The organism is [Clostridium] scindens ATCC 35704, from assembly GCF_004295125.1.
GTDB lineage: Bacteria > Bacillota > Clostridia > Lachnospirales > Lachnospiraceae > Clostridium_AP > Clostridium_AP scindens.
The window spans coordinates 2,790,312-2,814,636 of sequence record NZ_CP036170.1; the positions used below are offsets into that span (position 1 = coordinate 2,790,312).

The window sequence follows — 24,325 nt, forward strand, 5'->3', positions numbered from 1 at the left end:
GGAGAACAAAAGGTATGCAATTAACAGGATCAGAGATAGTAATTGAATGTTTGAAAGAGCAGGGCGTGGATACCGTGTTTGGCTATCCTGGCGGGGCTATTTTGAATGTTTATGATGAATTATATAAACATAGCGATGAGATCACCCATATTCTGACCTCCCATGAGCAGGGAGCCGCCCATGCCGCTGACGGATATGCCAGGGCAACGGGAAAGGTAGGCGTCTGCTTCGCCACCAGCGGCCCGGGAGCGACGAATCTGGTTACGGGAATCGCGACGGCTTACATGGATTCTATTCCGATCGTAGCGATTACCTGTAATGTAGGCGTGTCGCTTCTTGGAAAAGACAGTTTCCAGGAGATTGATATTGCAGGTATCACGATGCCGATCACGAAGCATAACTTTATCGTCAAGGATGTAAAAGATCTGGCGGAGACCATAAGAAAGGCTTTCGTGATCGCGAAGAAAGACCGTCCCGGCCCGGTGCTGATCGATATCCCCAAGGATGTGACGGCGAACAAGGCAGAATATAAGAAAGAGTCTATCAAGCCTGTCGAGCCTTCCAGAGACATCTTCGAAGACGATATTCAGACGGCATTAAAAATCATAACAAAAGCAAAAAAGCCATATATCTTTGTAGGAGGAGGCGCGGTACTCTCAGGCGCCAGCGAAGAACTCTATACATTTGCCAAGAAGGTGGATGCCCCGGTTACGGATTCCCTCATGGGCAAAGGCGCATTTCCGGGCACCGATCCGTTATATACAGGCATGCTGGGAATGCACGGCACGAAGACGGCTAACTATGGCGTCAGCGAGTGCGACCTGCTGATCGTCATCGGAGCCAGATTCAGCGACCGCGTGACAGGGAATGCCAGAAAGTTTGCCAAGAACGCCAAGATCCTGCAGTTTGATATCGATGCTGCGGAGATGAACAAGAATGTACTGATCACCGACGGCGTAGTGGGCGATATCAAGACCGTGCTGGGTATCCTCAACGAGAGGCTGGAGCAGCAAGATCATGCGGAATGGGTAGAGAAGATCATGGATTACAAGAAGAGATATCCATTATCCTATCATCCGGACGTACTGACCGGCCCATATGTGGTTGAGGAAATCTACAGACAGACCAAGGGGGATGCCGTCATCGTGACCGAAGTCGGCCAGCATCAGATGTGGGCAGCCCAGTTCTATAAATTTACAAAGCCAAGGACATTACTGACGTCCGGCGGCCTGGGAACCATGGGATACGGCCTGGGAGCCTCCATCGGTGCCAAGACGGGACTGCCGGATCGGACAGTTGTCAATATAGCAGGTGACGGATGTTTTCGTATGAATATGAACGAGATCGCCACCGCCGTGCGCCACAGTATTCCAATCATCCAGGTAGTCATTAACAACCACGTGCTTGGAATGGTGCGCCAGTGGCAGGATCTGTTCTACGGAAAGCGTTACTCGGCGACGGTTCTGAATGACGCCGTGGACTTCGTGAAGCTTGCGGAGGCTATGGGGGCAAAAGGAATCCGTGCAACCACCCAGGAAGAATTCAAAGAAGCATTCGAAAAGGCCCTGACTCTTAACAGGCCGGTCGTCATTGACTGCCAGGTGGACAGCGATGACAAAGTATGGCCCATGGTAGCCCCAGGCGCGCCGATCAACGAAGCATTCGATGAAAAGGACCTGAAAAAACAGAAATAACAGAACAAGGGAAATGGAGGAACAACAATGAGCAGAGTGTACAATTTTTCAGCAGGACCGGCAGTATTACCGGAGGAAGTATTAAAAGAGGCAGCAGAAGAAATGCTAGATTACAACGGGACCGGAATGTCCGTTATGGAAATGAGTCACCGCTCGCAGTCGTTCCAGGAAATTATTGATACAGCAGAGGCGGATCTTCGGGAACTGATGGGCATACCTGACAACTATAAGGTATTATTCCTGCAAGGAGGGGAGTCCCAGCAGTTCGCCATGGTTCCTATGAATCTGATGAAGAACAAGGTGGCAGACTACATCGTTACCGGACAGTGGGCCAAGAAGGCAGCCGCCGAAGCAAAAAAATACGGAAAGGTCAATATCGTGGCATCCTCAGAGGATAAGACATTCTCCTATATCCCGGATTGCTCTGACCTTCCCATTTCAGAAGATGCAGACTATGTGTACATATGTGAGAATAATACCATCTATGGCACCAAATACAAGGAACTTCCGAATACCAAGGGAAAGACCCTGGTTGCCGATGTATCATCCTGTTTCCTGTCAGAGCCTATGGATGTGACCCGATATGGCCTGATATGCGGAGGCGTGCAGAAGAACATCGGTCCCGCCGGAACCGTGATCGTGATCATCCGAGAGGATCTGATTACCGAGGATGTGCTTCCGGGGACGCCTACCATGCTCCAGTATAAGACCCATGCAGATGCCAAGTCTCTTTACAATACGCCGCCGGCGTATGGAATCTATATCTGCGGCAAGGTATTCAAATGGCTGAAAAGGCAGGGCGGCCTTGCGGCAATGAAAGAGCGCAATGAAACGAAGGCGAAGATCCTGTATGACTATCTGGATCAGAGCAGGCTGTTTAAAGGCACTGTGGAGCCAAAGGACCGTTCGATCATGAACGTGCCTTTCGTTACAGGAAGCAGCGAGCTGGATGCGAAGTTTGTAAAGGAAGCCAAGGCGGCCGGATTCGAGAGCCTGAAAGGACACCGCTCGGTGGGCGGCATGAGGGCCAGCATTTACAATGCGATGCCGATGGAAGGCGTAGAGGCACTGGTGGCATTTATGAAGAAGTTTGAAGAGGAGAATGCATAGTTATGTATAAATATTATTGCTTAAATCAAATATCCGAAGTGGGTATGAAACAGTTTACGGAAGATTATGCGCCGGCTGGCGGTCCAAAGAGCGCGGATGCCATCCTTGTAAGAAGCGCGAACATGCATGAGATGGAGTTTGGTCCTGAATTAAAGGCGATCGGAAGGGCAGGCGCGGGGGTGAATAATATTCCCCTTGAAAAATGCGCGGAACAAGGAATCGTGGTATTCAATACGCCGGGAGCCAACGCCAATGGCGTGAAGGAACTGGTGATCGCAGGAATGCTGCTGGCTTCCAGGGACATCATCGGCGGCATCAACTGGGTGCAGGAAAACGAAGAAGACGGCAACATCGTAAAAGAGACGGAGAAGGCCAAGAAAGCATTTGCAGGCTACGAACTGGAAGGCAAGAAACTGGGGGTCATCGGCCTTGGCGCCATCGGCGTGCTGGTGGCCAATGCGGCCATGCACCTGGGAATGGATGTCTATGGCTATGACCCGTATGTATCCATTGATTCCGCGTGGAGACTGTCCCGGAATATCATTCATGCAAAAACCGTGGATGAACTGTATAAAGAGTGCGACTTCATCACCATCCATGTGCCCGCGCTTGAGAGCACGATAGGAATGATCGACAGAGATGCCATAAGCCTGATGAAGAAAGGCGTGGTAGTCCTGAATTTCGCAAGAGACCTGCTGGTGGACGAAGAGGCTATGGTTGACGCGCTGGTAGCCGGACAGGTAAAGCATTATGTGACAGACTTTCCGACGCCTGTCATCGCAGGGGTAAAGGGAGCCATTGTAATCCCGCATCTGGGCGCTTCGACGGAAGAGTCCGAAGATAACTGCGCCAGAATGGCGGCAAAGCAGATCAGGGCCTACTTGGAGCATGGCAATATCCAGAACTCCGTGAATTATCCGGACAGCGATATGGGATTGAGGGGCAAGAATACCAGGATCGTCCTTCTGCATCACAATGTGCCGAACATGATCGGACAGTTTACGAAGATCTTGGCGGATGACAATATGAATATCGCAGACATGAGCAATAAGAGCAAGGGCGGCTATGCCTACACGATGATAGACATCGACAGCCCGGTTCCTGAGAAAGTGGTGGATGATCTGAGGAAGGTCGGCGAAGTACTGCGCGTGCGCGTAATTGAATAACGGGTAATAATATTTAACAATTATTAAGAATTGTTCATATAAGATTCATTGTGAAACGTGTCGAATTACGTTATACTCAACTACATAGATGGATGTTTGATGATGTGTAGGGGAGACATACGGATGACAAATGAAAGAATTAGCGAGCACAAGAAGCATATACATAAAAAAGCAAGAAGAGTAAGAGTCCCTTTGCGGATTTTTGCTCTTTTTGTAGTTTGCGCTCTTCCATTCTTTCTTTTTCGGACTGCGGCGGCATCCCAGCAGGAGGCGGAGATATTCCTTGCGGTAAAGAGCAATTCTATATTGCAGGGGGAAGACCTTCCCAAGTTCGGGATCACGGTAGAGACCAAGGGGAATACGAAGGCCGTGCTGGATGCAAAAACCGGCTATACAGTAAGCGACCTGGCAAAAGATCTGGAACATGGGAAGCGCTATGCCATCGGCTGCGAAGCGGATACGGCTGTGGAAGGAGATTATCCGGTAACCCTGACGCTGGAGGATGCGGTCAGAGGATTCCTGGAAAAGGACTGGATCGGGCTGGTCAGAATTGATACTGCCGATGGCGTCCTGACAATTAAGAATAAAGTCGGAGAGTGGGAGGGGGACAAGTTTAAGCGCTATGATGGATCCTATGTCACTGATGACTTCGTAGTCTCAAAAGGGAACACCTATTACTTTGACGGAGACGGCAAGAAGGCGTCCGGCTGGCAGGATATCAACGGTTCCAGATATTACTTTGACAAAGATGGAATGATGAAGACCGGATGGCTTGACAGCGATGATGGAAAGTATTACCTGGGTGCGGACGGCAAGGCTTATATCGGCTGGCAGGATATCGACGGTTCCTCCCATTACTTTGAACAGGATGGCAAGATGGCGACGGGAGAGGTGTGGCTGGGGCTTACGCTGTGCGTATTTGATGAGAACGGCGTGCTTATCTCCAAGAAGGAGAGCGCCATAGACCCGAACAAGCCGATGGTAGCCCTGACCTTTGACGATGGCCCTGGCCCGCGCACCGGCGAACTGGTGGAGGCACTGGCGAAGTACAATGCCCATGCCACATTCTTCATGCTGGGAAAGAAAGTGCCATCCTATCCAAATGTGATCCAGAAGATGAGGGAGGTGGGCTGCGAACTGGGCAATCATTCCTATGACCACGCAGATCTGTCGAAACTGGATGCATCCGGCATACAGAATGAAATAGGAGGGACCAATGGCAATCTCCAGAATATCGTAGGGCAGGGAGCCACCCTGATGCGTCCGCCTTACGGGGCTATCAGTTCTACGATGAAAGGAACCGTGGGAATGCCAATGATCCTGTGGAATATCGATACGCTGGACTGGAAGACCAGAAATGCGCAGGCCACGATCGATTCCGTCATGGGAAGCGTAAAAGACGGGGATATCATCCTGATGCACGATATCCATACGGAGAGCGTGGACGCAGCCCTTGCACTGATACCGAAACTGATAGATGAGGGATACCAGCTGGTAACCGTCTCCGAGATGGCGAGAGCCAAAGGAGTCGAACTGAAGGACGGAGTTAGCTATACAGATTTCTAGTCCTTTCGGAATAGAAAAAGAATGTTAAAAAATACACAAAAAAGTATAGAAAAATTAGAAGATCTTTGTTAAAATAATATCTTTACAAATGGAGTGCTAGGTGTTAATCTTTTAACGGAATAAGATATACGAATTCAGTATGAAGGAAGTGAGTTTTGATGAAAGGTTTATTCGCAGCACTCAAGGAATACTTTACCGAAGAAACCGCTTTAACCACATATATGGAGCAGCGCTAATTAAGAAAGTATTGAGAGGAACATAAAAGGATGTCTCGTCTAAGTGGATGAGACATCCTTTTTATCTGCATTATAAAAGATATGAGACTGCAAAGTTTGTTAAATTAATTACAAGGAATTGCGGTGCTTTTCCAATAATTTGTGAATCTTGTCTGTCGGATTGAGGACAGCGCCGATGGAAATATCGTGGTTGAATGAATCGATAATCAGCGCGATATATTTGCTCATATCCGCAATTACAAAATAAGGCTTTTCATGTACGGCCGGCGGAAGATAAGTAAGGTTCGTGGTAATCACGCGGTCGATGTAGCCCTTTTCATAATATTCATCAAACATATCAAATCCTTCTGTGAACAATCCAAAGGAAGTGCAGACGAATACCCGGTCCGCGCCTCTGTCCTTGATCTGTCTTGCAACATCCAGCATACTTTCCCCAGAGGATATCATATCGTCCACGATAATGACATTCTTGCCCTTGATATCATCGCCCAGGAATTCATGGGCCACGATGGGGTTCTTGCCGTTGATTACGGTAGAGTAGTCACGGCGCTTATAAAACATTCCCATATTGACGCCGAGAACGTTGGAGAAATAAACGGCACGGTGCATTGCTCCTTCGTCCGGGCTTACCACCATCAGGCGCTCCTTATCGACGATCAGTTCCGGCTCTGCCCGAAGAAGGGCTTTCATGAACTGGTAAGGAGGATTGAAGTTGTCGAAACCGTGCAGCGGAATAGAATTCTGGACTCTCGGGTCATGGGCATCGAAGGTAAGAATATTGGTGACGCCCATGTCGACCAGTTCCTGAAGCGCCAGGGCGCAGTCCAGGGATTCGCGCTTCGTACGCTTGTGCTGGCGGCTCTCATACAAGAACGGCATGATGACATTGACACGGTGAGCCTTGCCGTTGGCCGCTGAGATAACGCGTTTTAGGTCTTGATAGTGGTCGTCCGGGGACATATGGTTCAAGTGACCATTTACTGTATAGGTCAGGCTGTAGTTGCAGACATCGACCATGATGAACAGATCTTTTCCGCGGATCGACTCTCCGATAATTCCTTTGGCCTCCCCGGTTCCGAAACGGGGGCAGTGGCAGTCGATCAGGTAATTGTCCAGCTGATAACTGGAAAAAAGCGGCGAATCCAAAGATTCTTTTAACGTATCCTGCCTGAATCTGACAATATAATCATTTACTTTCTGGCCCATCACCTTGCATGAGTCAAGGGCCGCGATCTTTAGGGGCGCTACGGGAAGCGCCGTCTCCATTAACTTAATATTTGGCATGATAATCTCCTGTATCTTTCGAATTTATAGTAATCACTATTAATATTTATATCACTTTTCCTATAAAAAGGTCAACAACAGATTGGACTATTTGGGAAAGGTAATGTATAATGGAGTATGGTCAACGAAGAAAGTAAGATAGAGGAGATATAAAATGAGTAAACCAGTAGTAGCAATTGTGGGAAGACCCAATGTTGGAAAATCGACCCTTTTTAATGTATTGGCAGGTGGTATGATATCCATCGTCAAGGATACGCCCGGAGTGACCAGGGACCGTATCTACGCGGATGTGAACTGGCTTGATAAGGACTTCACGCTGATTGATACAGGCGGGATCGAGCCGGAGAGCAAAGACATCATCCTGTCCCAGATGCGCGAGCAGGCACAGATTGCCATCGACACGGCAGACGTGATCATTTTCATTACTGACGTGCGCCAGGGACTGGTAGATTCGGATTCAAAGGTGGCGGACATGCTCAGGCGCTCCGGCAAGCCGGTAGTCCTGGTGGTTAATAAAGTAGATAATTTTGACAAGTTCATGCCGGATGTATATGAGTTCTATAATCTGGGGATCGGCGATCCGGTGCCCATCTCTGCGGCGTCCCGCCTGGGGATCGGCGATATGCTGGATCAAGTGGCGGAGCATTTCCCGGAGCATGGCAGGGAGGAAGAAGAGGATGAGCGTCCAAGGATAGCGATCGTAGGCAAGCCGAATGTAGGAAAATCCTCCATCATCAACAAACTCTTGGGAGAGCAGCGCGTCATCGTATCGGATATCGCGGGAACGACCCGGGATGCTATCGACACAGATATCGTGTACAATGGGAAGGAATATGTATTCATAGACACGGCCGGCCTTCGCAGGAAGAACAAGATTAAAGAAGAACTGGAACGCTACAGCATTATCCGTACGGTAACGGCGGTAGAGCGGGCAGACGTGGTGCTGATCGTGATCGATGCCACCGAAGGCGTGACAGAGCAGGATGCGAAGATTGCGGGAATTGCCCATGAGCGGGGCAAGGGCATCATCATCGTGGTAAATAAATGGGATGCCATAGAAAAGAATGACAAGACCATGCGGGAGTATGACAGTGAAGTCCGTCGCGTGCTGTCATTCATGCCTTATGCGGAGATTATGTATGTATCTGCCGAGACAGGGCAGCGCTTGAACAAATTATATGATAAGATAGACATGGTAATTGAAAACCAGACGCTCAGGATAGCTACCGGCGTGCTCAACGAGATCATGGCCGAGGCCGTGGCAATGCAGCAGCCGCCGTCAGACAAAGGGAAAAGGCTGAAACTGTACTACATTACCCAGGTGGCTGTGAAGCCTCCGACATTCGTCATATTCGTTAATGACAAGGAATTGATGCATTTCTCCTATACCAGGTATTTGGAGAATAAGATTCGCGAGGCATTTGGATTCAGAGGAACTTCGCTGAAGTTCTTTGTACGGGAAAGAAAGGATAAGGAGCGCTAGTTATGGAACGTTTCATATGTGTGATTATAGGATACGCATTTGGATTATTGCAGACAGGATATCTGTACGGCAAGCTGCACCACGTGGACATCAGAAAGCAGGGGAGCGGCAATGCCGGAACCACCAATGCCTTGCGCACTATGGGCTGGAAGGCAGGCCTTGTGACGCTGCTGGGCGACTGCTTTAAGTGCGTGTTAGCGGTGGTCGTGGTGCATCTGCTCTATGGAAAGAGCCATGCGGACATGATGCCGCTTCTTGCCATGTATGCGGGCATGGGGGTCGTGCTGGGACACAATTACCCATTCTACCTGAAATTCAAAGGAGGCAAGGGAATTGCAGCTACGGCAGGGCTGATCGTAAGCACCACCAATGTGTGGATGGTACTGATCTGCCTGGCGGCTTTCGTGGGAGTTGTGGGGATCACCAGGTATGTGTCGCTTGGCTCTCTTTTGGTGGTCATCATCTATCTTGCGGAGGTGGTGATCTACGGACAGATGGGAGGATTCCATGTAGCGCAGAATTATCTCTACGAAATGTATGGGATTGCGGCATTTTTGATGCTGTCTGCTTTCTTTAAGCACAGGGAGAACATTAAGAGACTATTAACCGGCACGGAGAATAAGCTAAGTGTCGGCAAGAAATAGCACAAAGTATGAAAGGAACGTAAACATTATGGCAAATGTAGGTATTATGGGAGCAGGCAGCTGGGGTACCGCACTGGCGCTTCTGCTCCACAAGAACGGGCACAATGTGACGGTATGGTCCATCAATGACGACGAAGTGAAGATGCTTTCCATAAAACGGGAGCATGAGTCCAAACTGCCTGGCGTAAAGATTCCAGATGATATGGAGTTTACATCGGAGATGGAATCCGCCATCAAGGGGAAAGACTTTATTGTTCTGGCTGTGCCGTCTCCATTTACACGCAGTACGGCGCGCAATATGAAGCCTTATGTAGCAGAGGGGCAGATTATCGTGGATGTGGCAAAGGGAATTGAAGAAAGCACTCTGATGACCCTGTCCCAGCAGATTGAAGAGGAGATCCCGCAGGCGAACGTGGCTGTATTATCGGGCCCCAGCCATGCGGAAGAGGTAGGCAGAGGGCTGCCGACCATCGTTGTGATCGGCGCTAAGACGAAGGAGACGGCAGAGTATCTGCAGGATATGTTCATGAACGAGGTGTTCCGCGTGTATACCAGCCCGGATATGCTGGGGATGGAACTGGGCGGATCGCTTAAGAATGTCATTGCCCTTGCGGCAGGCATCGCAGACGGCCTGGGCTATGGAGATAACACGAAGGCGGCGCTTATTACCAGAGGCATTGCGGAGATTGCAAGGCTGGGTGTCAAGATGGGCGGAGCAATTGAGAGTTTTACAGGCCTGACCGGGATTGGCGATCTGATCGTAACCTGCGCCAGCGTGCACAGCCGTAACCGGAAGGCAGGCTATCTGATTGGACAGGGAATGTCTATGCAGGAAGCCATGGACGAGGTCAAGATGGTGGTAGAAGGGGTATATTCTACAAAAGCGGCAGTCAAGCTGGGCAAGGAATATGGAGTTTCCCTGCCAATCATCGACAAGGTCAATGAAGTCCTCTTCGAAGGAAAGGATCCGAGAGAAGCGGTCAATGAACTGATGCTAAGAGACAGCAAGGCCGAACATACGGCGCTGCCATGGAAAGAATAGGATAAGGCATAGTAAGGCACCCGGTACAGATTCGATGTACCGGGTGCTTTACTATGCCCAAAAGTGTATTCCAATAGGGATCAGAGATCCGCATGCTCCATTACGTATTTCTTGAATTCATTTATGACCGGCGCCTGGTAGACATTCTTGAGAGTAGCCATGTAGAAGACCCTCTCCCAGGTAGGCTTTTCAATCTGTATAATCTTCACCGGCATATAGTTAAGCACCGGCATATTGGGGACCACGGCGATGCCAAATCCTGCTCCCGCAAGCCCGGCCACGGCTTGGTCTTCTTCCACCGAATATACATATTCCGGACGGCCGCCGCATTTGTCGAACAGCTTGTCTATCACAGGCCGCAGGCCGCTGCGCCTTGAGAAGGCGATCTGAGGATATTCAAGGGTTTCCTTAAGGTCTATGCGATCCCTGGACTCAAGCGGATGTCCATTCGGTACGACCAAGACCAGTTCCTGGCGGGCGATCGGCACGAACTCAATAAGCGGCTCATGATCCAGCATGGAACAAAAGGCAACGTCGTATTTCCGGTCTTTCAGGCCCTGGATCATGTCTGTAGACATGCCTGTGGAGCCATGAAAATGGAAGTCGATATTCTTGTCCGGCTTGGAATCCAGGAATCCTTTTACGAAGCCGGGGACGATGATGCTGCTAAGCACTCTGAGCTGGACGATGTCAATACGTCCTTCGCCGCTTCCGGTCATCTGCAGTTTGTTGACGCTGGAATCCAGCATATCAAGCGCACGTTCCACATCAGTCAGAAAAGCCTGGCCACATTTGGTCAGGACAACGTTGCGTCCTTCTTTTTCAAATAACTTTACGCCCAGTTCCTTTTCCAAGGATGCGATGGCATGGCTAAGGCTTGGCTGGGTAATGGCTAATATTTCTGCGGCCTTGGTATAATGCTCCAGATGTGCCAGCGTCACAAAATATCTGAGGTGGTAAAGATTCATTATGATGATTTCTCCCTTGTTTTCTGATTTTGACTATATTCTAACATGAACTATAAACAAAATCTATGGATTCGGTCAATATTAACAATTTGTTTTTAATTTAACAATGGAATATAATCAAAGCATAGTAAAAATCACAAGCTTGAACCAGAAAAATAGAAGAATCATGTTCAATTTTAACAATGGAAGGAGAAACGTATTATGTCAAGAAAAAATCCAATCACAGTAAGTTCATGGACATTGGGAGACCAGTGCAAATTTGAGGACCGGGTCATCGCAGCGAAAGAAGCTGGTTATGAAGGAATCGGCCTGAGGGCAGAGACCTATGTGGACGCGTTGAATGAGGGGCTTCATGATGAAGACATTTTAGCAATCCTTGATAAGCACGGAATCAAGGTTACCGAGGTAGAGTACATCGTACAGTGGGCAGAGGAGAACCGTTCCTACGAGCAGAAGTACAAAGAGCAGATGTGTTTCCATATGTGCGAACTCTTTGGAGTAGGCCATATCAACTGCGGACTTATGGAAAACTATTCTGTGGAGTATACGGCTCAGAAGTTAAAAGAATTATGCCAGAGGGCCGGAAAGTACATGATCGGAGTTGAGCCAATGCCATACAGCGGTATCCCGGATCTCAAAAAAGGATTTGATGTAGTTCAGGCATCCGGATGCGACAATGCGATGCTGATCCTGGATACATGGCACTGGGTAAGAGCAGACCAGTCCTACGACATCCTGACAGAAGAGCAGGCTAAGAAAGTCATCTCCATCCAGATCAACGATGCTTACGAGAGGCCATATGCAAAGACGATCTTAAGAGACGAATCCATGCATGACCGTCTCGCGCCAGGAACCGGAGCAAAGGATACGGCAGGGTTTGTAAAGATGATCAAGGAAGCTGGAATCGATCCTAAGGTGGTAGGCGTTGAGGTCATCTCTGACGAGATCCTGTCAAGAGGCCTGAAAGAAGCTGCAGCCCATACCTATGACAATACCGTAAAAGTATTGAAGGAAGCATGGCCGGAGATTCTGGAAGACTAAGAGATACCTGATACATAAAGAGATAATTCTTGTGACAAGCAATAAATCGAGAGCGAGGAAATGATATGAAATTTGAAAATATGTTCAAGCCAATCCAGATTGGACCAATGACTGTAAAGAACCGTTTCGTAGTCCCGCCGATGGGCAATAACTTCGCAAATGCGGATGGATGCTGGAGCGATCAGTCTGTCGCATATTATGCAGAACGTGCGAAAGGCCAGTTTGGCCTGGTTACCATCGAGGCGACCGTTGTACATAAAGGAGCCAAGGGCGGCCCGAGAAAGCCTTGCCTGTACGATGAAAGCAGCATCGCAAGCCTGAAGAAGATTACGGATGCCTGTCATGCAAAAGGCGCCAAAGTTTCCATCCAGCTGCAGAATGCAGGGCCGGAAGGAAATGCAAAGAATGCAGGCGCGCCAATCCAGGCGGCAACAGCCATCCCATCTACGGTAGGAAGAGACACGCCGGAAGAAGTGCCTACCGCGCAGGTATATGAACTGGTAGAAGGCTATGCAGAGGCAGCAAGACGCGCTATGGAAGGCGGTGCGGATGCCGTAGAGATTCATATGGCACACGGCTATCTGGTAAGTTCCTTCATGTCTCCAAGAACCAACAAGCGCGTGGATGAGTTTGGCGGAAACTTCGAGAACAGGATGCGCTTCCCACGCCTGATCGTGGAAGCGGTGAAGAAGGCGGTTGGAGACAAGGTGGCGATCATCGCCCGCATCAACAGTGCCGATGAAGTCCTGGGAGGACTGGATGTACATGACAGCGCGGCCATCGCGGCATATCTGGAAGAATGCGGCGTTCAGGCGCTTCATGTATCCCGCGCGGTACATATCAAAGACGAATATATGTGGGCGCCGACAACGATCCATGGCGGATTCTCAGCAGATCTGGTATCCGAGATCAAGAAGGCAGTCAGCATTCCGGTGATCACGGTCGGAAGATTCACAGAGCCTCAGTATGCAGAACTTCTGGTTAAGGAAGGCCGTGCCGACCTGGTGGCATTCGGACGTCAGTCACTGGCAGATCCGCATATGCCGGAGAAGGCAATGGAAGAAAGGCTTGAGGATCTGACTCCATGCATCGCCTGCCTGCAGGGATGCGTGGCCAATATGTACAAAGGAGAGCCTATCTGCTGTCTGACCAACCCATTCCTGGGCCATGAGGCAGAAGGGTATCCGAAGGCAGAGAAGTCTAAGAAGGTCATGGTCATTGGCGGCGGCGTAGCCGGCATGTGCGCGGCATTCATCTGTGCGGAAAGATGCCACGACGTAACCTTATATGAGAGTACGGATAAACTGGGCGGCAACATGCGCCTGGCTGCGTACCCTCCGGGAAAAGGCGACATCTCCAACATGATCCGAAGCTACATCGTAAGATGCCAGAAGGCAGGCGTTAAGATCGTGATGAATCAGGAAGCAGACCTGGATCTTGTAAAAGCAGAAAAACCGGATGCAGTCGTAGTATCCACCGGCTCTAAGACTTTGATCCTTCCAATCGAGGGAATCGACAATCCGGCAATCATCCACGGCTCCGACCTTCTGGATGGCAAAAAAGCGGCAGGAGAAAAGGTTCTGGTAGTCGGCGGCGGAATGGTGGGATGCGAGATCGCAGCCTTCTTAGGAGAGCAGCAGCATCAGGTATCCATCATTGAATTCCGCGACAAGATGGGCGCAGACATGATCACCGAGCACCGCAAATATGTGATGAAGGATTTCGATGAGTATAAAGTAGAGCAGATTGTAAATGCAAAAGTATGCCGTTTCTATGATGACGGCGTGGAATATGAGTCTCCGGACGGAGAACGGCATGAGGTAAGAGGATTCGACTCTGTCGTATTATCCATGGGATTCAGAAACTACAATCCATTTGCAGAACAGCTGGAAGAGTTAGGACAGGAAGTATATGTCGTGGGAGATGCCACAAGAGCGCGCCGGGCACTGGACGCTACTAAGGAAGCATACGCAGCGGCAATGCAGATATAAGGAGGAAATATAAGACGATGGAAAAGAGAATATCCGGACACACAGGATTAATGGGACTATTTGGAACGCCGGTTGGACATTCAGGATCTCCTGCAATGTACAACTTCAGCTTCCAGCATGACGGGCTGGACTATGCATATCTGGCATTTGACGTGACAGAAGAGCAGATGCCAAAGGTATTTGAAACCATCCGCCTGCTGAATATGCGCGGAGGAAACTTTACGATGCCTTGCAAGAACATTGCGGCAGAGCTGGTAGACAAATTATCACCGGCAGCCGAGATCATCGGAGCCTGCAACGTATTCGTCAATGACAATGGCGTGATTACGGGCCATGTGACAGACGGCGTAGGATTCGTAAAAAATCTGGAAGTCAACGGGGTTGACGTAAAAGGTAAAAAGACGGTAGTATTAGGCGCAGGCGGGGCTGCAACGGCAATCCAGGTACAGTTGGCCTTAGATGGCGCAAAAGAAGTAGCCATCTTCAATGTCAAGGACAAATTCTTTGACAGGGCCCAGGGTACTAAAGAAAAACTTGCTGAGAAATGCCCGGAATGCATTGTTACGGTAAATGACATGGAAGACAAGGAAAAACTTGCAGAAGCAGTGAACCACTGCGATATCGTCATCAATGCGACGACGATGGGAATGAAGCCTCACGATGACGTCTCCCTCATTGACAAATCCTTATACCGCAAGGATCTGGTCGTGGCTGATACCGTATACAGCCCGGAGAAGACTAAGATGATCCTGGAGGCGGAAGAGGCAGGATGCAAGGCGATTGGCGGAAAAGGAATGCTCCAGCAGCAGGGAGCGGTGAACTACGAACTGTTCGTAGGCAAGAAGATGCCGCTTGAGGAATACAACAAATTCCAGGCAGAGCAGGCCAAATAGCAGTATTCAGCAGTATTCAAAAGAGAATGATAGAGAAAAGGAGAATGAGAGGATGAGAGCAAAGAAGTATATTCTTTCTATGGCCATGGTATACATGGCATATTTTACCCATGGCATCCAGGCGATTATTCTGTCACAGAATAAAGTAAACTTCTTCACCCAATGGGGATATACAGACGAAGTGGCAGGAGCAGCAGCGGTGTCTCTGGCCATCACGGCGACAGGTTTCGGAAAATTCCTGACCGTGTGGCTTGGCGGAGAGATATCTGATAAAATAGGACGTAAGAAAATGGCGGTTGCCGGAGGCATACTCTATATCGTGTGCTTTGCAGGCCTGCTGTTCTCTACAAACTTTACGGTAGCATGTGTATGCGCCTTCCTGGCAGGCGTGGCGACTTCCGGATTCTGGGATGCATCCTTGTATCCGGCGGTACAGGAAGCCGTTGAGCCAAGATATGCCGGTTCTGCGTTAATCGGAATCAAGGCATTCGTATCCGTATCCGGCATTATCTACCCATTGATGGCCGTACATTTTTCCAATTCCGGAAACTGGCACATTAATGTATGGATTCCGCTTGTGATGTCCGTTGTATGCGTCGTACTGGCAGTCATTGCTCCATTTGCCTATGACGATGATATGAAAGAGACGGTAAAGACCGCGGATGGCGAGACGAAGAACGCCGCCCAGGCCGAGATCGACGCGGCAAAAGCCAGCATGCTGGTTAAGCCGAATGGATTGGTAAACTTTATTACCATGTTCTATGGATTCCTGTGCATGTTCATCATGTATGGCGCGCAGCAGTATACTAAGGCCTTTGGCATGACAAACTGCGGACTGACGGAAATGCAGGCGGCAGGCATGACATCCATCTATACGGTTGGCTCCATCATTGCCGTAGTATTCTGGGCAATCATGATGGGCAAGTTGAAATGGAATCCGCTAAAGGTAGTTCTGATTGATTCGATATTTACAGCGGTTGCGCTGGCAATCGTGCTTCTTGTAAAGAACGTAGGAGTCATCTATGTAGCGATTGCCCTGCTTGGATTCTTTGCGGCCGGCGGAGCACTTCAGACAGGACTTGGCGTACGCCAGTTGATGTGTCCGGGACCAAAGGGCAGGAATACCGGAATCTACTACACATGGATGGGGCTTGCAAGCTGCTTCCTTCCATACATCGTATCCGCAATGACCAAGTCTATCGGCGAGACATCAGCCATTTACACGATGATGGGCCTGCTGCTTGCAGCATCCGTTATCGCGACGGTGATGATGTTCTATCTGATAGGACAGCATAAGAAAATATTTGGAAAGAGCGCATTGTTGAAATAATCCGTGCGTCACTCTGCCTTTGGAACCAAAGGCAGAGTTCCTTATTGACTTGGTTTGTTAAAAAATAGACGAAAGAAGATTAAGGAGGGTACTCAATCATGAGTGCAAGAAGAGCGAGAAAACCAAATGAACTCCCTTATATTCCTCTTGGGCCTTTCCAATGGAGAATACCCGGCGTACATTACCGCGTTGAATATGTGGAGTTCTTTCAAGGACTGATCCTGGGAGCGACAGCCCTTAGTTCAATCCCATACTTGACGGACTATCTGGGGCTGCCCTATGAACTGGCATGGAGTTGCGTTATTCTGGAAGTGGCCTTATACATGCTTCACGGCTGGCTGGGAGATCCCGTGGTGCCTGGCTGGATCACGCCGACGCTGCCATTTACCTTAGCGTTCATCAGCGGGTTCGAAAAAGGGCCGCAGCGCATCCAGGCGATGATCGCCGTACAATTATTGGTGGCATTCATATTCTTGTTTATGGGTGTCACGAAATTGGCAGACAAGTTTGTAAGAAGCGTTCCGACCTCGGTCAAGGGGGGAATCCTTCTCGCTGCGCCGATTACCGTTATTCAGGGACAGTTGGCAGAAGACAGCCAACTGCTGACGGCTCCGGTAGCGACGCTGGCAGGAACTCTGCTTTTGGCATTCTTAAGTTTCTCACCCTTCTGCGAGAAGAAGAGAGGAAAATATAAGATTCTGGATGTGATGGCTAAGTATGGAAACCTGTTCCCATACCTGATCGCCATGCTTCTTGGCGTGGCCTTGGGAGAACTGGCGAAGCCCGTTCTGGAGATGGGGGCAGTCATTAGAATTCCGGATTTTTCGAATATGTTCCATACGGTTAGCATATTCGCCGTAGGATTCCCGCCGTTATCCATGTTTATTAAGGCATTGCCGCTTGCACTGATCTGCTATGTCCTGGCGTTCGGAGACTTTGTAACAAGCGAGACGCTGGTAAAAGAAGCACAGGAGAGCAGGGATGATGAGTATATCGACTTTAATTCCAGCCGCTCCAACCTGATTAGCGGCCTTCGGAACCTGATCCTTGCCATATTTGCGCCATTTCCGCCATTGTCCGGCCCATTGTGGGTTGGCATGACGGTTTCGGTTGCAATGCGTTACAGGGAAGGAAAGAAAGCCATGAAGTCCTTGATCGGAGGCATGAGTTCCTTCCGTATGGCTACCTTCTTAAGCGTGATCCTGGTGCCGATCGTATCCTTCATGAAGCCGATCATGGGCGTAGGATCCGCCATCACGCTGCTGTTCCAGGCTTATGTCTGCGCAAGGATCGGCATGGAGTACTGCAAGTCCAACACAGACAAGAGCATTGCCGGGATCATGGCCGCGGTGCTGGCATTTAAGGGTTCAGGCTGGGCGCTCCTGGTGGGCTTTGCCCTTAACTTCATTCTGTCCAACATGGAATTCCAGAAGAAGAAACTGGGCGTACCTACAACGGAAGAACTGGAAGCCATTGACCGCAAGAGAGATGAGGAAATACGCCGCATGGCCATCGAAAGAACGGCAGAAGCGTGGAAAGAGGAGTAAAGCACTCCTCTTATAACGCCTGATGCACGGTGTTGAGAACCTGGTACAGTTCCTCTGCGCCAATCTGGCCGGGAGCGGATGCCTTAGAGCCGGAGCCGAAGGTCAGACAGGAGCCGAATACCTCGCAGGAGATGCGGCTGATGCTGCCAAGCCCAGACATAGACATGGTGATGATGGGCCTGTCAGCGTAACAGGAAGCCATCTCTTCCGTGGCGGCAAGCAAAGTGAGGACATCCTTGCGGCTCTTTGGCATAACGGCAATCTTTGGAATGTCAGCCTCCATATCCTGCATTTTGCGCAGCCGAAAGACGATGTCTGATTTGGCCGGTGTTTTGTCAAAGTCGTGGTTAGAGCCAATGACTTTGACGCCACAGGCATGAATGGACGCGATCATGTCCCGGACATCCTTGTCGCCTGCGAATATCTCCACATCAATAAGATCTGCATGACCCGAGGCAGCCACTGCCTTGTTGAGTGCAATGTATTTTTCCCTGGACATGCCGTGGACTCCGCCTTCCTTAACCGTACGGAAGGTGGCAAGAAGCGGCATGTCCTTTAATAGACTTCTAAGATTCGATAGCACGTCCAGCACCTTGTCCGTATCTTCCACATCTTCGTACCAGTCCATGCGCCATTCCATCAGATCCATGTGCATATCCTTATATTGCCCGGCCAGAGACAGGATCTCCTCCCGGGTCTTTCCCACATTGGGAATGCAGATGGCGGGGATCCCCGAGCCTAATTCCAGATTTCTAACTTTTACTGTATTCATAGAGTCTCTCCTTTTCGTTGCTGAATCTATTGCTTGTGCTGCTGTTATTGTAATATCAATAGGAAGGGAAAGTCAAATTACAGTTATTCAGAGAAATGATAGCCTGCGCCTATAAAAAACTTAGTCTAAAACCAGAAATTGCAGCATACATTGTTATCAGCATAACAAGGGGGTATTAGAATGAATACGTTTCAGTTGTACAAAGATATACAAGCCAGAACAAATGGAGAGATATACATAGGAGTGGTGGGACCGGTAAGGACAGGGAAGTCCACATTTATCAAACGTTTCATGGATATGCTGGTACTCCCTCATATGGAGGATGAGAACGGCAAGGCGCGGACCAAGGATGAATTGCCACAGTCTGCCTCCGGGCGTACGATCATGACCACAGAGCCCAAATTCGTGCCAAAAGAAGCGGCGCAGATCAAGCTTTCTGATGATGTGACAGTCAATGTACGTCTGATCGACTGTGTCGGCTATATGGTAGACGGCGCTTCCGGACACGTGGAAGGCAATGAAGAACGCATGGTGAAGACGCCCTGGTTCGACTATGAGATCCCATTTACAAAAGCGGCAACCATCGGAACCCGCAAGGTCATCCACGACCATGCGACCATAGGCATCGTGGTGACCACGGACGGCAGCATTACCGATATCCCGCGGGAGGGATATAAGGAGGCGGAAGAAAAGACCATCCGGGAACTGCAGAACATCGGAAAGCCTTTCGTGGTACTGGTAAATTCAAAGAAGCCTTTTAATGACGAGGCAAGGCAGGCGGCAGAGGAACTGGAAGCAAACTTTGGCGTAAAAGCCATGCCGGTAAACTGCGAACAGTTAAAAGAAGAGGATATCTATCAGATCATGGAAGCGGTGCTGTATGAATTTCCGGTATCGGAAGTGCAGTTCTTTATTCCCAAGTGGGTGGAGATGCTTCCAAGGGATCATAAAATTAAGCAGGATATGCTGGTACATATTAAAGAAGTTATGGATCGGTTCAGCGAGATCAAGGACGCGGCCGCGGGAATCCAGACGCCGGAGAGTCCTTATATTGACGAGATGAAGGTAGACCAGATCGAAATGGATACCGGATGCGTGAAGGTCCGGATCAGCGTGGCAGACCGGTTCTACTACGAGATGCTCAGCGAACTGACGGGTACCCATATTGCGGGCCAGTATGAGTTGATTGCGGCCATGCGGGATCTGTCCCGGTTAAAGGAAGAGTATGAAGGCGTGCGGGATGCATTTACAGCGGTACGCATGAAGGGCTACGGCGTAGTCAGCCCCAAGAAGGAAGAGATCGTGCTGGAAGAGCCTGCCATCATCAAGCAGGGCAACAAGTTCGGCGTAAAGATCCATTCCGAAGCTCCGTCCATCCATCTGATCCGCGCCAACATCGAGACGGAGATAGCGCCTATCGTAGGAAGCGAGCAGCAGGCAGAAGACCTGATCCGCTATATCAAGGATGCCAAGGAGAGCGAAGGCGGCATCTGGAGTACGAATATTTTCGGCAAATCCATCGAAGAACTGGTGATGGACGGCATGCAGAATAAGATGGCAATGATCAATGACGAGAGCCAGGAAAAACTGCAGGATACTATGCAGAAGATCGTCAATGACAGCAACGGCGGGCTGGTATGCATCATCATCTAGGCCCGGATGCAGGTTCATTTGACTCTGGACGTCAAGCTGTATATAGTATACTTATACAGGAGTGTCCGGGAAGTAAAGGTAAAAATGGCGTCAGGGGTAGAACCTGACGCTTTTTTTTGCTATAATAACCGGGATAGTCTTTACACAAATGAGAGAAGGAAAAGTTATGAGTGCAAAAATATTAAAGCAGCTGGGGATCATCCTAGCAATCTGCCTTGCGGCGGAATTCATCGTGTCGCTGCTGCCAATCGCATTTCCAAGCAGCGTCATGGCAATCCTGGTTCTGGCGCTTCTGCTGTTTACGAAGATACTGAAAGAAGAGCATATCCGGGAGACCGGGGACTTCCTGCTGTCGAATATGGCGCTGGTGTTCGTGCCGATTTCGATCGGCATGGTGGAAGATGTAGGGTTGCTGAAAGGCCAGCTGGCGGGATTCTTGATCGTGGTGTGCATCTCGCTGGTGATGACATTTCTGGGAACTTACGCCAGCGTGCGTATCGTGCAGATATGCATGAAGAGGCTGGCGGGAAAGGGAGGACAGGCAGATGAGTAATCTATGGTCCAATCCCTTGTTCGGCATTCTGCTGTCGGTGATGGCATTCTATATCGGAGGCGTGGCTGCTAGGAAGGCCAGGACGCCGATCGCCAACCCGCTGCTGATCGCCATGGTGATCTGCGTGCTGGTGCTCAAGATCCTGCATATATCCTATGATGACTACATGGAAGGCGCCCAGTTTGTCTCCATGTTCCTGGTGCCCGTGACAGCCATGCTGGGACTGTCCATCTACCGCCAGAGAAAAGTGCTCAAAGAGCAGTTTTTTCCCATCGTGATCGGCTGCCTGATGGGAAGCCTCCTATCTATGGGAAGCACGGTGGCATTATGCAGGCTGCTGGCCCTGCACGCAGATATAATGCATTCCCTGCTTCCAAAGTCGGTGACCACGGCGATCGCGCTGGATGTGTCATCCCAGCTTGGAGGGATAGAGTCCATTACCATGATGGCGGTCATTATCTGCGGGACCGGAGGCGCCATCCTCCATCCATTTATCATCAAGATGCTGAAGTTAAAGGATCCGGTAGCCATCGGCGTGGCATTTGGAACGGCCAGCCATGCGATCGGGACGTCCAAGGCGCTTGAGATGGGGGAAGTAGAAGGGGCCGTAAGCGGAGTGGCAATGGGAGTTGCAGGAATCTGCACCGTAATCATTGCATTATTATTGTAAAAGGGTTAATATTCTAATAGAAAACAACAGAGAAAAGTATGGAGGTACAGTATGAGGGTCGCAATTATTACAGCAAACACAGACATATACAGAGACAGGGAAGAAAATGAAAGTGGAGAAGTAATTAAGAAGATTGTAGAGGAGGCAGGACTTGAGATCGTATTCATGAGGGCATTGCCTACAGACCGGAAGGTACTGTCAACAGTGATGCAGAGGATGGCCGACAATCATCTGACAGACTTGATCCTGACCACGGGGGGCGCAGGATGCGGTCCTATGGACTGCACGCCGGAGGCAACCATGGACGTTGTTGAAAGACCTCTTTTAGGAATACCGGAGGCAATGCGGGCGCACACCATGAAACTGACCAAGCGTTCCATGCTCAACCGGGCCGTAGCGGGAATCCGCCAGGATGTGCTGATCGTGAATCTCCCGGGCAAGGCCGGGGCGGTAAAGGAAAGCCTCAGATATCTGCTTCCCGAACTGGTACATGCTGTGAACGTGATCAAGGGAGAGGCATAAGAAATGAAAATTACGTATCTGGAACACAGTGGTTTTACAATCGAGCATGAAGACGTGGTCATGATATTTGATTACTATAAGGGACGGCTTCCAGATATGCCTACAGAGAAAAAAGTGTATGTATTCGCAAGCCATGGGCATTATGATCATTTTAAGAGAAAGATATTCCAGTGGTCGGATGCATATGAGAATATCAAATATATTCTGTCCAGTGATATTACGGACCGGGGGCCGAAAGGCAGAACGATTTATCTGGAGCCCCGTAAGGAGATACAACTGGATGGGATGAAGATCCGGACTCTTCGCTCTACGGATGAGGGCGTGGCGTTTTTTGTGCGCCTGAAGGAGATGACCATATTTCACGCGGGGGATCTGAACTGGTGGCACTGGGAAGATGAAAGCGAGACCTACAATGAGATGATGCGCCGCAATTACCAGTATGAGATAGGCAAGATCGAGGGTGAAAAGATTGACGTGGCGTTCCTTCCTCTGGATCTGCGCCAGGAGGAGCAATTCTTTTGGGGGATGGATTATTTCATGCGCCATACGGATACAAGGCATGTATTCCCGATGCATATGTGGGGGAGATACGAGGCTTATGAGCGCCTGATGGAACGGCCGGAATCAGAAGGATACCGGCAGAAGGTCATGCATATCACCAGGACGCAGCAGGTGTTTGAACTGGAAGAGAGGAAGGAGTAGGAAGATGCAGGTAAAGATATATACGGACGGGGCGGCGAGGGGCAACCCGGATGGGCCTGGAGGCTACGGCACGGTTCTGGAGTATGTGGATTCCAAGGGGGAATTACATACCCGGGAACTGTCCCAAGGCTATAAGCGGACCACCAACAACCGTATGGAACTGATGGCAGTGATCGCCGGGCTGGAGGCGCTTAACCGGCCCTGCCAGGTGGAACTGTACTCCGATTCGAAATATGTGGTGGACGCATTCAACCAGCACTGGATTGACGGATGGATCAAGAAGGGCTGGAAGAGGGGAAAGAATGAGCCGGTGAAGAATATTGACCTGTGGCAGAGGCTTCTGAAGGCGAAAGCCCCCCACCAGGTTCAGTTCATCTGGGTCAAAGGCCATGACGGGCATCCCCAGAATGAGCGGTGCGATACATTGGCAACCACGGCTGCCGACGGGGATGCGCTGATCGAGGATGAAGGGACTCCCGTGTAAATAATATTTGTTTTTTGGAAAAAATTATGATATAGTAACCAAGGCAAGTAAGACAAGTAATCGCAGCTGCAAGCGCCGAAAGGCCGCAGGTGAGGAAAGTCCGGGCTTCACAGGGCAGGATGCCGGATAACGTCCGGTGGAGGCGACTCCAAGGCCAGTGCAACAGAAATATACCGCCTGCAGGGGACATTTTGTTCCCGGCAGGTAAGGGTGGAAGGGCAGTGTAAGAGACTACCGCCTTGCTGGTAACAGCAGGGGCACATGTAAACCCCATCCGAAGCAAGACCGGATAAAGACGATGTGGCGGCCCGTCACGTCTTAGGTAGGTCGCTGGAACCTTCCGGCAACGAAAGGTCTAGATAGATGATTACTCAACGACATAACCCGGCTTATCGTCTTGCTTGCCTTTAGAATAAAAAATGAAAATAGGACTTAAAAACAGGCCATGGTCTGGCAGGATGAATAACATCTGCCGGTTCATGGCCTGTAAAGTTATCTGCCTACTTGTGAAAAGATGCGGCGCCTACCGGCCATCATACTTCTCTTCGCAGTATTTGCAGCGATAGATCTCATTTTCCTTATCCGTAAGCACGAAGATGTGATCCAGCTCCTGTTCGATGGAAGTGATGCATCTCGGGTTCTTGCATCGTATCACATTGACAATCTCCTTTGGAAGATGGAGACGTTTCTTGTCAACGATCTGGGAATCCTGGATAATGTTGATGGTGATGTTATGATCAATGAATCCGAGGATGTCCAGGTCAATGAAGTCTATAGGGCATTCAATCTTCATGATATCCTTCTTGCCCATCTTGTTGCTCTTGGCATTCTTGATGATCGCGACACAGCAGTCTAATTTATCCAGATGCAGGTATTTATAGATGTCCATGCAACGGCCTGCCTGGATATGATCCAATACAAAGCCTTCATCAATCCGGCCTACATTCAAAGTGTTTTTTACCATAATTGATTTC

General features: G+C 49.7%; 22 protein-coding genes and 1 other RNA gene. 19 read left to right on the forward strand and 4 right to left on the reverse strand.

Annotated elements, in window-relative coordinates; genetic code table 11:
* Window positions 1-14: 14 nt before the first annotated feature.
* The 4 genes from ilvB (at window position 15) to HDCHBGLK_RS14360 (ending at window position 5,536) form a co-directional block, all read left to right on the forward strand.
* Complete coding sequence (ilvB, locus tag HDCHBGLK_RS14345) at window positions 15-1,694, forward strand: biosynthetic-type acetolactate synthase large subunit (RefSeq protein WP_004606256.1); 1,680 nt, start codon at window positions 15-17, stop codon at window positions 1,692-1,694.
* Between the two features lie 27 nt (window positions 1,695-1,721).
* Window positions 1,722-2,804 carry a 3-phosphoserine/phosphohydroxythreonine transaminase gene (serC, locus tag HDCHBGLK_RS14350; protein ID WP_004606255.1) on the forward strand — a complete coding sequence of 361 codons (1,083 nt, stop codon included), beginning with the start codon at window positions 1,722-1,724 and terminating at the stop codon, window positions 2,802-2,804.
* 2 nt (window positions 2,805-2,806) lie between these two features.
* On the forward strand, window positions 2,807-3,970 hold the full coding sequence (locus tag HDCHBGLK_RS14355) for a phosphoglycerate dehydrogenase (protein ID WP_004606254.1): 1,164 nt from the start codon (window positions 2,807-2,809) through the stop codon (window positions 3,968-3,970).
* Window positions 3,971-4,093: 123 nt separating this feature from the next.
* Entirely contained in the window at window positions 4,094-5,536 is a 1,443-nt protein-coding gene (locus tag HDCHBGLK_RS14360; RefSeq protein ID WP_039909541.1) for a polysaccharide deacetylase family protein, read from the forward strand.
* A gap of 344 nt (window positions 5,537-5,880) precedes the next feature.
* On the opposite strand, the gene HDCHBGLK_RS14365 is transcribed toward HDCHBGLK_RS14360, so the two are convergent.
* Window positions 5,881-7,056 carry a ribose-phosphate pyrophosphokinase gene (locus tag HDCHBGLK_RS14365; RefSeq protein ID WP_004606251.1) on the reverse strand — a complete coding sequence of 392 codons (1,176 nt, stop codon included), beginning with the start codon at window positions 7,054-7,056 and terminating at the stop codon, window positions 5,881-5,883.
* Window positions 7,057-7,210: 154 nt separating this feature from the next.
* On the opposite strand from HDCHBGLK_RS14365, the gene der reads away from it, so the two are divergent.
* Genes der through HDCHBGLK_RS14380 form a run of 3 tightly spaced genes read left to right on the forward strand, consistent with a single transcriptional unit; the run spans window position 7,211 to window position 10,225 of the window.
* The gene (der, locus tag HDCHBGLK_RS14370; RefSeq protein WP_004606250.1) at window positions 7,211-8,539 is read left to right on the forward strand and encodes a ribosome biogenesis GTPase Der; all 1,329 of its coding nucleotides are present in this window, start codon (window positions 7,211-7,213) and stop codon (window positions 8,537-8,539) included.
* A 2-nt stretch (window positions 8,540-8,541) separates the two neighbouring features.
* The gene (gene plsY, locus HDCHBGLK_RS14375) at window positions 8,542-9,183 is read left to right on the forward strand and encodes a glycerol-3-phosphate 1-O-acyltransferase PlsY (protein ID WP_004606249.1); all 642 of its coding nucleotides are present in this window, start codon (window positions 8,542-8,544) and stop codon (window positions 9,181-9,183) included.
* A 28-nt stretch (window positions 9,184-9,211) separates the two neighbouring features.
* On the forward strand, window positions 9,212-10,225 hold the full coding sequence (locus tag HDCHBGLK_RS14380) for an NAD(P)H-dependent glycerol-3-phosphate dehydrogenase (RefSeq protein ID WP_004606248.1): 1,014 nt from the start codon (window positions 9,212-9,214) through the stop codon (window positions 10,223-10,225).
* An 80-nt stretch (window positions 10,226-10,305) separates the two neighbouring features.
* On the opposite strand, the gene HDCHBGLK_RS14385 is transcribed toward HDCHBGLK_RS14380, so the two are convergent.
* On the reverse strand, window positions 10,306-11,193 hold the full coding sequence (locus HDCHBGLK_RS14385) for a LysR family transcriptional regulator (protein WP_004606247.1): 888 nt from the start codon (window positions 11,191-11,193) through the stop codon (window positions 10,306-10,308).
* Between the two features lie 201 nt (window positions 11,194-11,394).
* Between HDCHBGLK_RS14385 and HDCHBGLK_RS14390 the strand changes: the two genes are divergently transcribed.
* The 5 genes from HDCHBGLK_RS14390 (at window position 11,395) to HDCHBGLK_RS14410 (ending at window position 17,995) form a co-directional block, all read left to right on the forward strand.
* Window positions 11,395-12,234 carry a sugar phosphate isomerase/epimerase family protein gene (locus HDCHBGLK_RS14390; RefSeq protein WP_004606245.1) on the forward strand — a complete coding sequence of 280 codons (840 nt, stop codon included), beginning with the start codon at window positions 11,395-11,397 and terminating at the stop codon, window positions 12,232-12,234.
* 65 nt (window positions 12,235-12,299) lie between these two features.
* On the forward strand, window positions 12,300-14,225 hold the full coding sequence (locus HDCHBGLK_RS14395) for an oxidoreductase (RefSeq protein ID WP_004606244.1): 1,926 nt from the start codon (window positions 12,300-12,302) through the stop codon (window positions 14,223-14,225).
* Between the two features lie 17 nt (window positions 14,226-14,242).
* Window positions 14,243-15,118 (forward strand): shikimate dehydrogenase, encoded by an 876-nt coding sequence (locus HDCHBGLK_RS14400; RefSeq protein WP_004606243.1) that lies wholly within the window; start codon window positions 14,243-14,245, stop codon window positions 15,116-15,118.
* Between the two features lie 52 nt (window positions 15,119-15,170).
* On the forward strand, window positions 15,171-16,448 hold the full coding sequence (locus HDCHBGLK_RS14405; protein WP_004606242.1) for an MFS transporter: 1,278 nt from the start codon (window positions 15,171-15,173) through the stop codon (window positions 16,446-16,448).
* Between the two features lie 98 nt (window positions 16,449-16,546).
* Window positions 16,547-17,995, forward strand: coding sequence for a hypothetical protein (locus tag HDCHBGLK_RS14410; protein ID WP_004606241.1), 1,449 nt, complete (start codon window positions 16,547-16,549; stop codon window positions 17,993-17,995).
* Window positions 17,996-18,005: 10 nt separating this feature from the next.
* Here the strand turns inward: HDCHBGLK_RS14410 and aroD are convergent, their stop codons facing one another.
* Window positions 18,006-18,767, reverse strand: coding sequence for a type I 3-dehydroquinate dehydratase (aroD, locus tag HDCHBGLK_RS14415; RefSeq protein ID WP_004606240.1), 762 nt, complete (start codon window positions 18,765-18,767; stop codon window positions 18,006-18,008).
* Window positions 18,768-18,947: 180 nt separating this feature from the next.
* On the opposite strand from aroD, the gene spoIVA reads away from it, so the two are divergent.
* From spoIVA to rnpB, 7 genes are all read left to right on the forward strand, one after another.
* Window positions 18,948-20,420 (forward strand): stage IV sporulation protein A, encoded by a 1,473-nt coding sequence (gene spoIVA / locus HDCHBGLK_RS14420; RefSeq protein ID WP_004606239.1) that lies wholly within the window; start codon window positions 18,948-18,950, stop codon window positions 20,418-20,420.
* 166 nt (window positions 20,421-20,586) lie between these two features.
* The gene (locus HDCHBGLK_RS14425) at window positions 20,587-20,973 is read left to right on the forward strand and encodes a CidA/LrgA family protein (protein ID WP_009249336.1); all 387 of its coding nucleotides are present in this window, start codon (window positions 20,587-20,589) and stop codon (window positions 20,971-20,973) included.
* On the forward strand, window positions 20,966-21,643 hold the full coding sequence (locus tag HDCHBGLK_RS14430; RefSeq protein WP_004606237.1) for an LrgB family protein: 678 nt from the start codon (window positions 20,966-20,968) through the stop codon (window positions 21,641-21,643). The genes HDCHBGLK_RS14425 and HDCHBGLK_RS14430 overlap by 8 nt, the downstream gene beginning before the upstream one ends.
* A 51-nt stretch (window positions 21,644-21,694) precedes the next feature.
* Window positions 21,695-22,165: a MogA/MoaB family molybdenum cofactor biosynthesis protein gene (locus HDCHBGLK_RS14435; protein WP_004606236.1), complete on the forward strand. Its 471-nt coding sequence runs from the start codon at window positions 21,695-21,697 to the stop codon at window positions 22,163-22,165.
* Between the two features lie 3 nt (window positions 22,166-22,168).
* Window positions 22,169-22,867, forward strand: coding sequence for an MBL fold metallo-hydrolase (locus HDCHBGLK_RS14440; protein ID WP_004606235.1), 699 nt, complete (start codon window positions 22,169-22,171; stop codon window positions 22,865-22,867).
* A gap of 4 nt (window positions 22,868-22,871) precedes the next feature.
* Window positions 22,872-23,351: a ribonuclease HI gene (rnhA, locus tag HDCHBGLK_RS14445; protein ID WP_004606234.1), complete on the forward strand. Its 480-nt coding sequence runs from the start codon at window positions 22,872-22,874 to the stop codon at window positions 23,349-23,351.
* Window positions 23,352-23,395: 44 nt separating this feature from the next.
* Window positions 23,396-23,759: RNase P RNA component class A (gene rnpB / locus HDCHBGLK_RS14450), an RNA gene on the forward strand.
* A 115-nt stretch (window positions 23,760-23,874) separates the two neighbouring features.
* Here rnpB and HDCHBGLK_RS14455 read toward each other — a convergent pair.
* Window positions 23,875-24,315 (reverse strand): aspartate carbamoyltransferase regulatory subunit, encoded by a 441-nt coding sequence (locus HDCHBGLK_RS14455; protein WP_004606233.1) that lies wholly within the window; start codon window positions 24,313-24,315, stop codon window positions 23,875-23,877.
* Window positions 24,316-24,325: the final 10 nt, after the last annotated feature.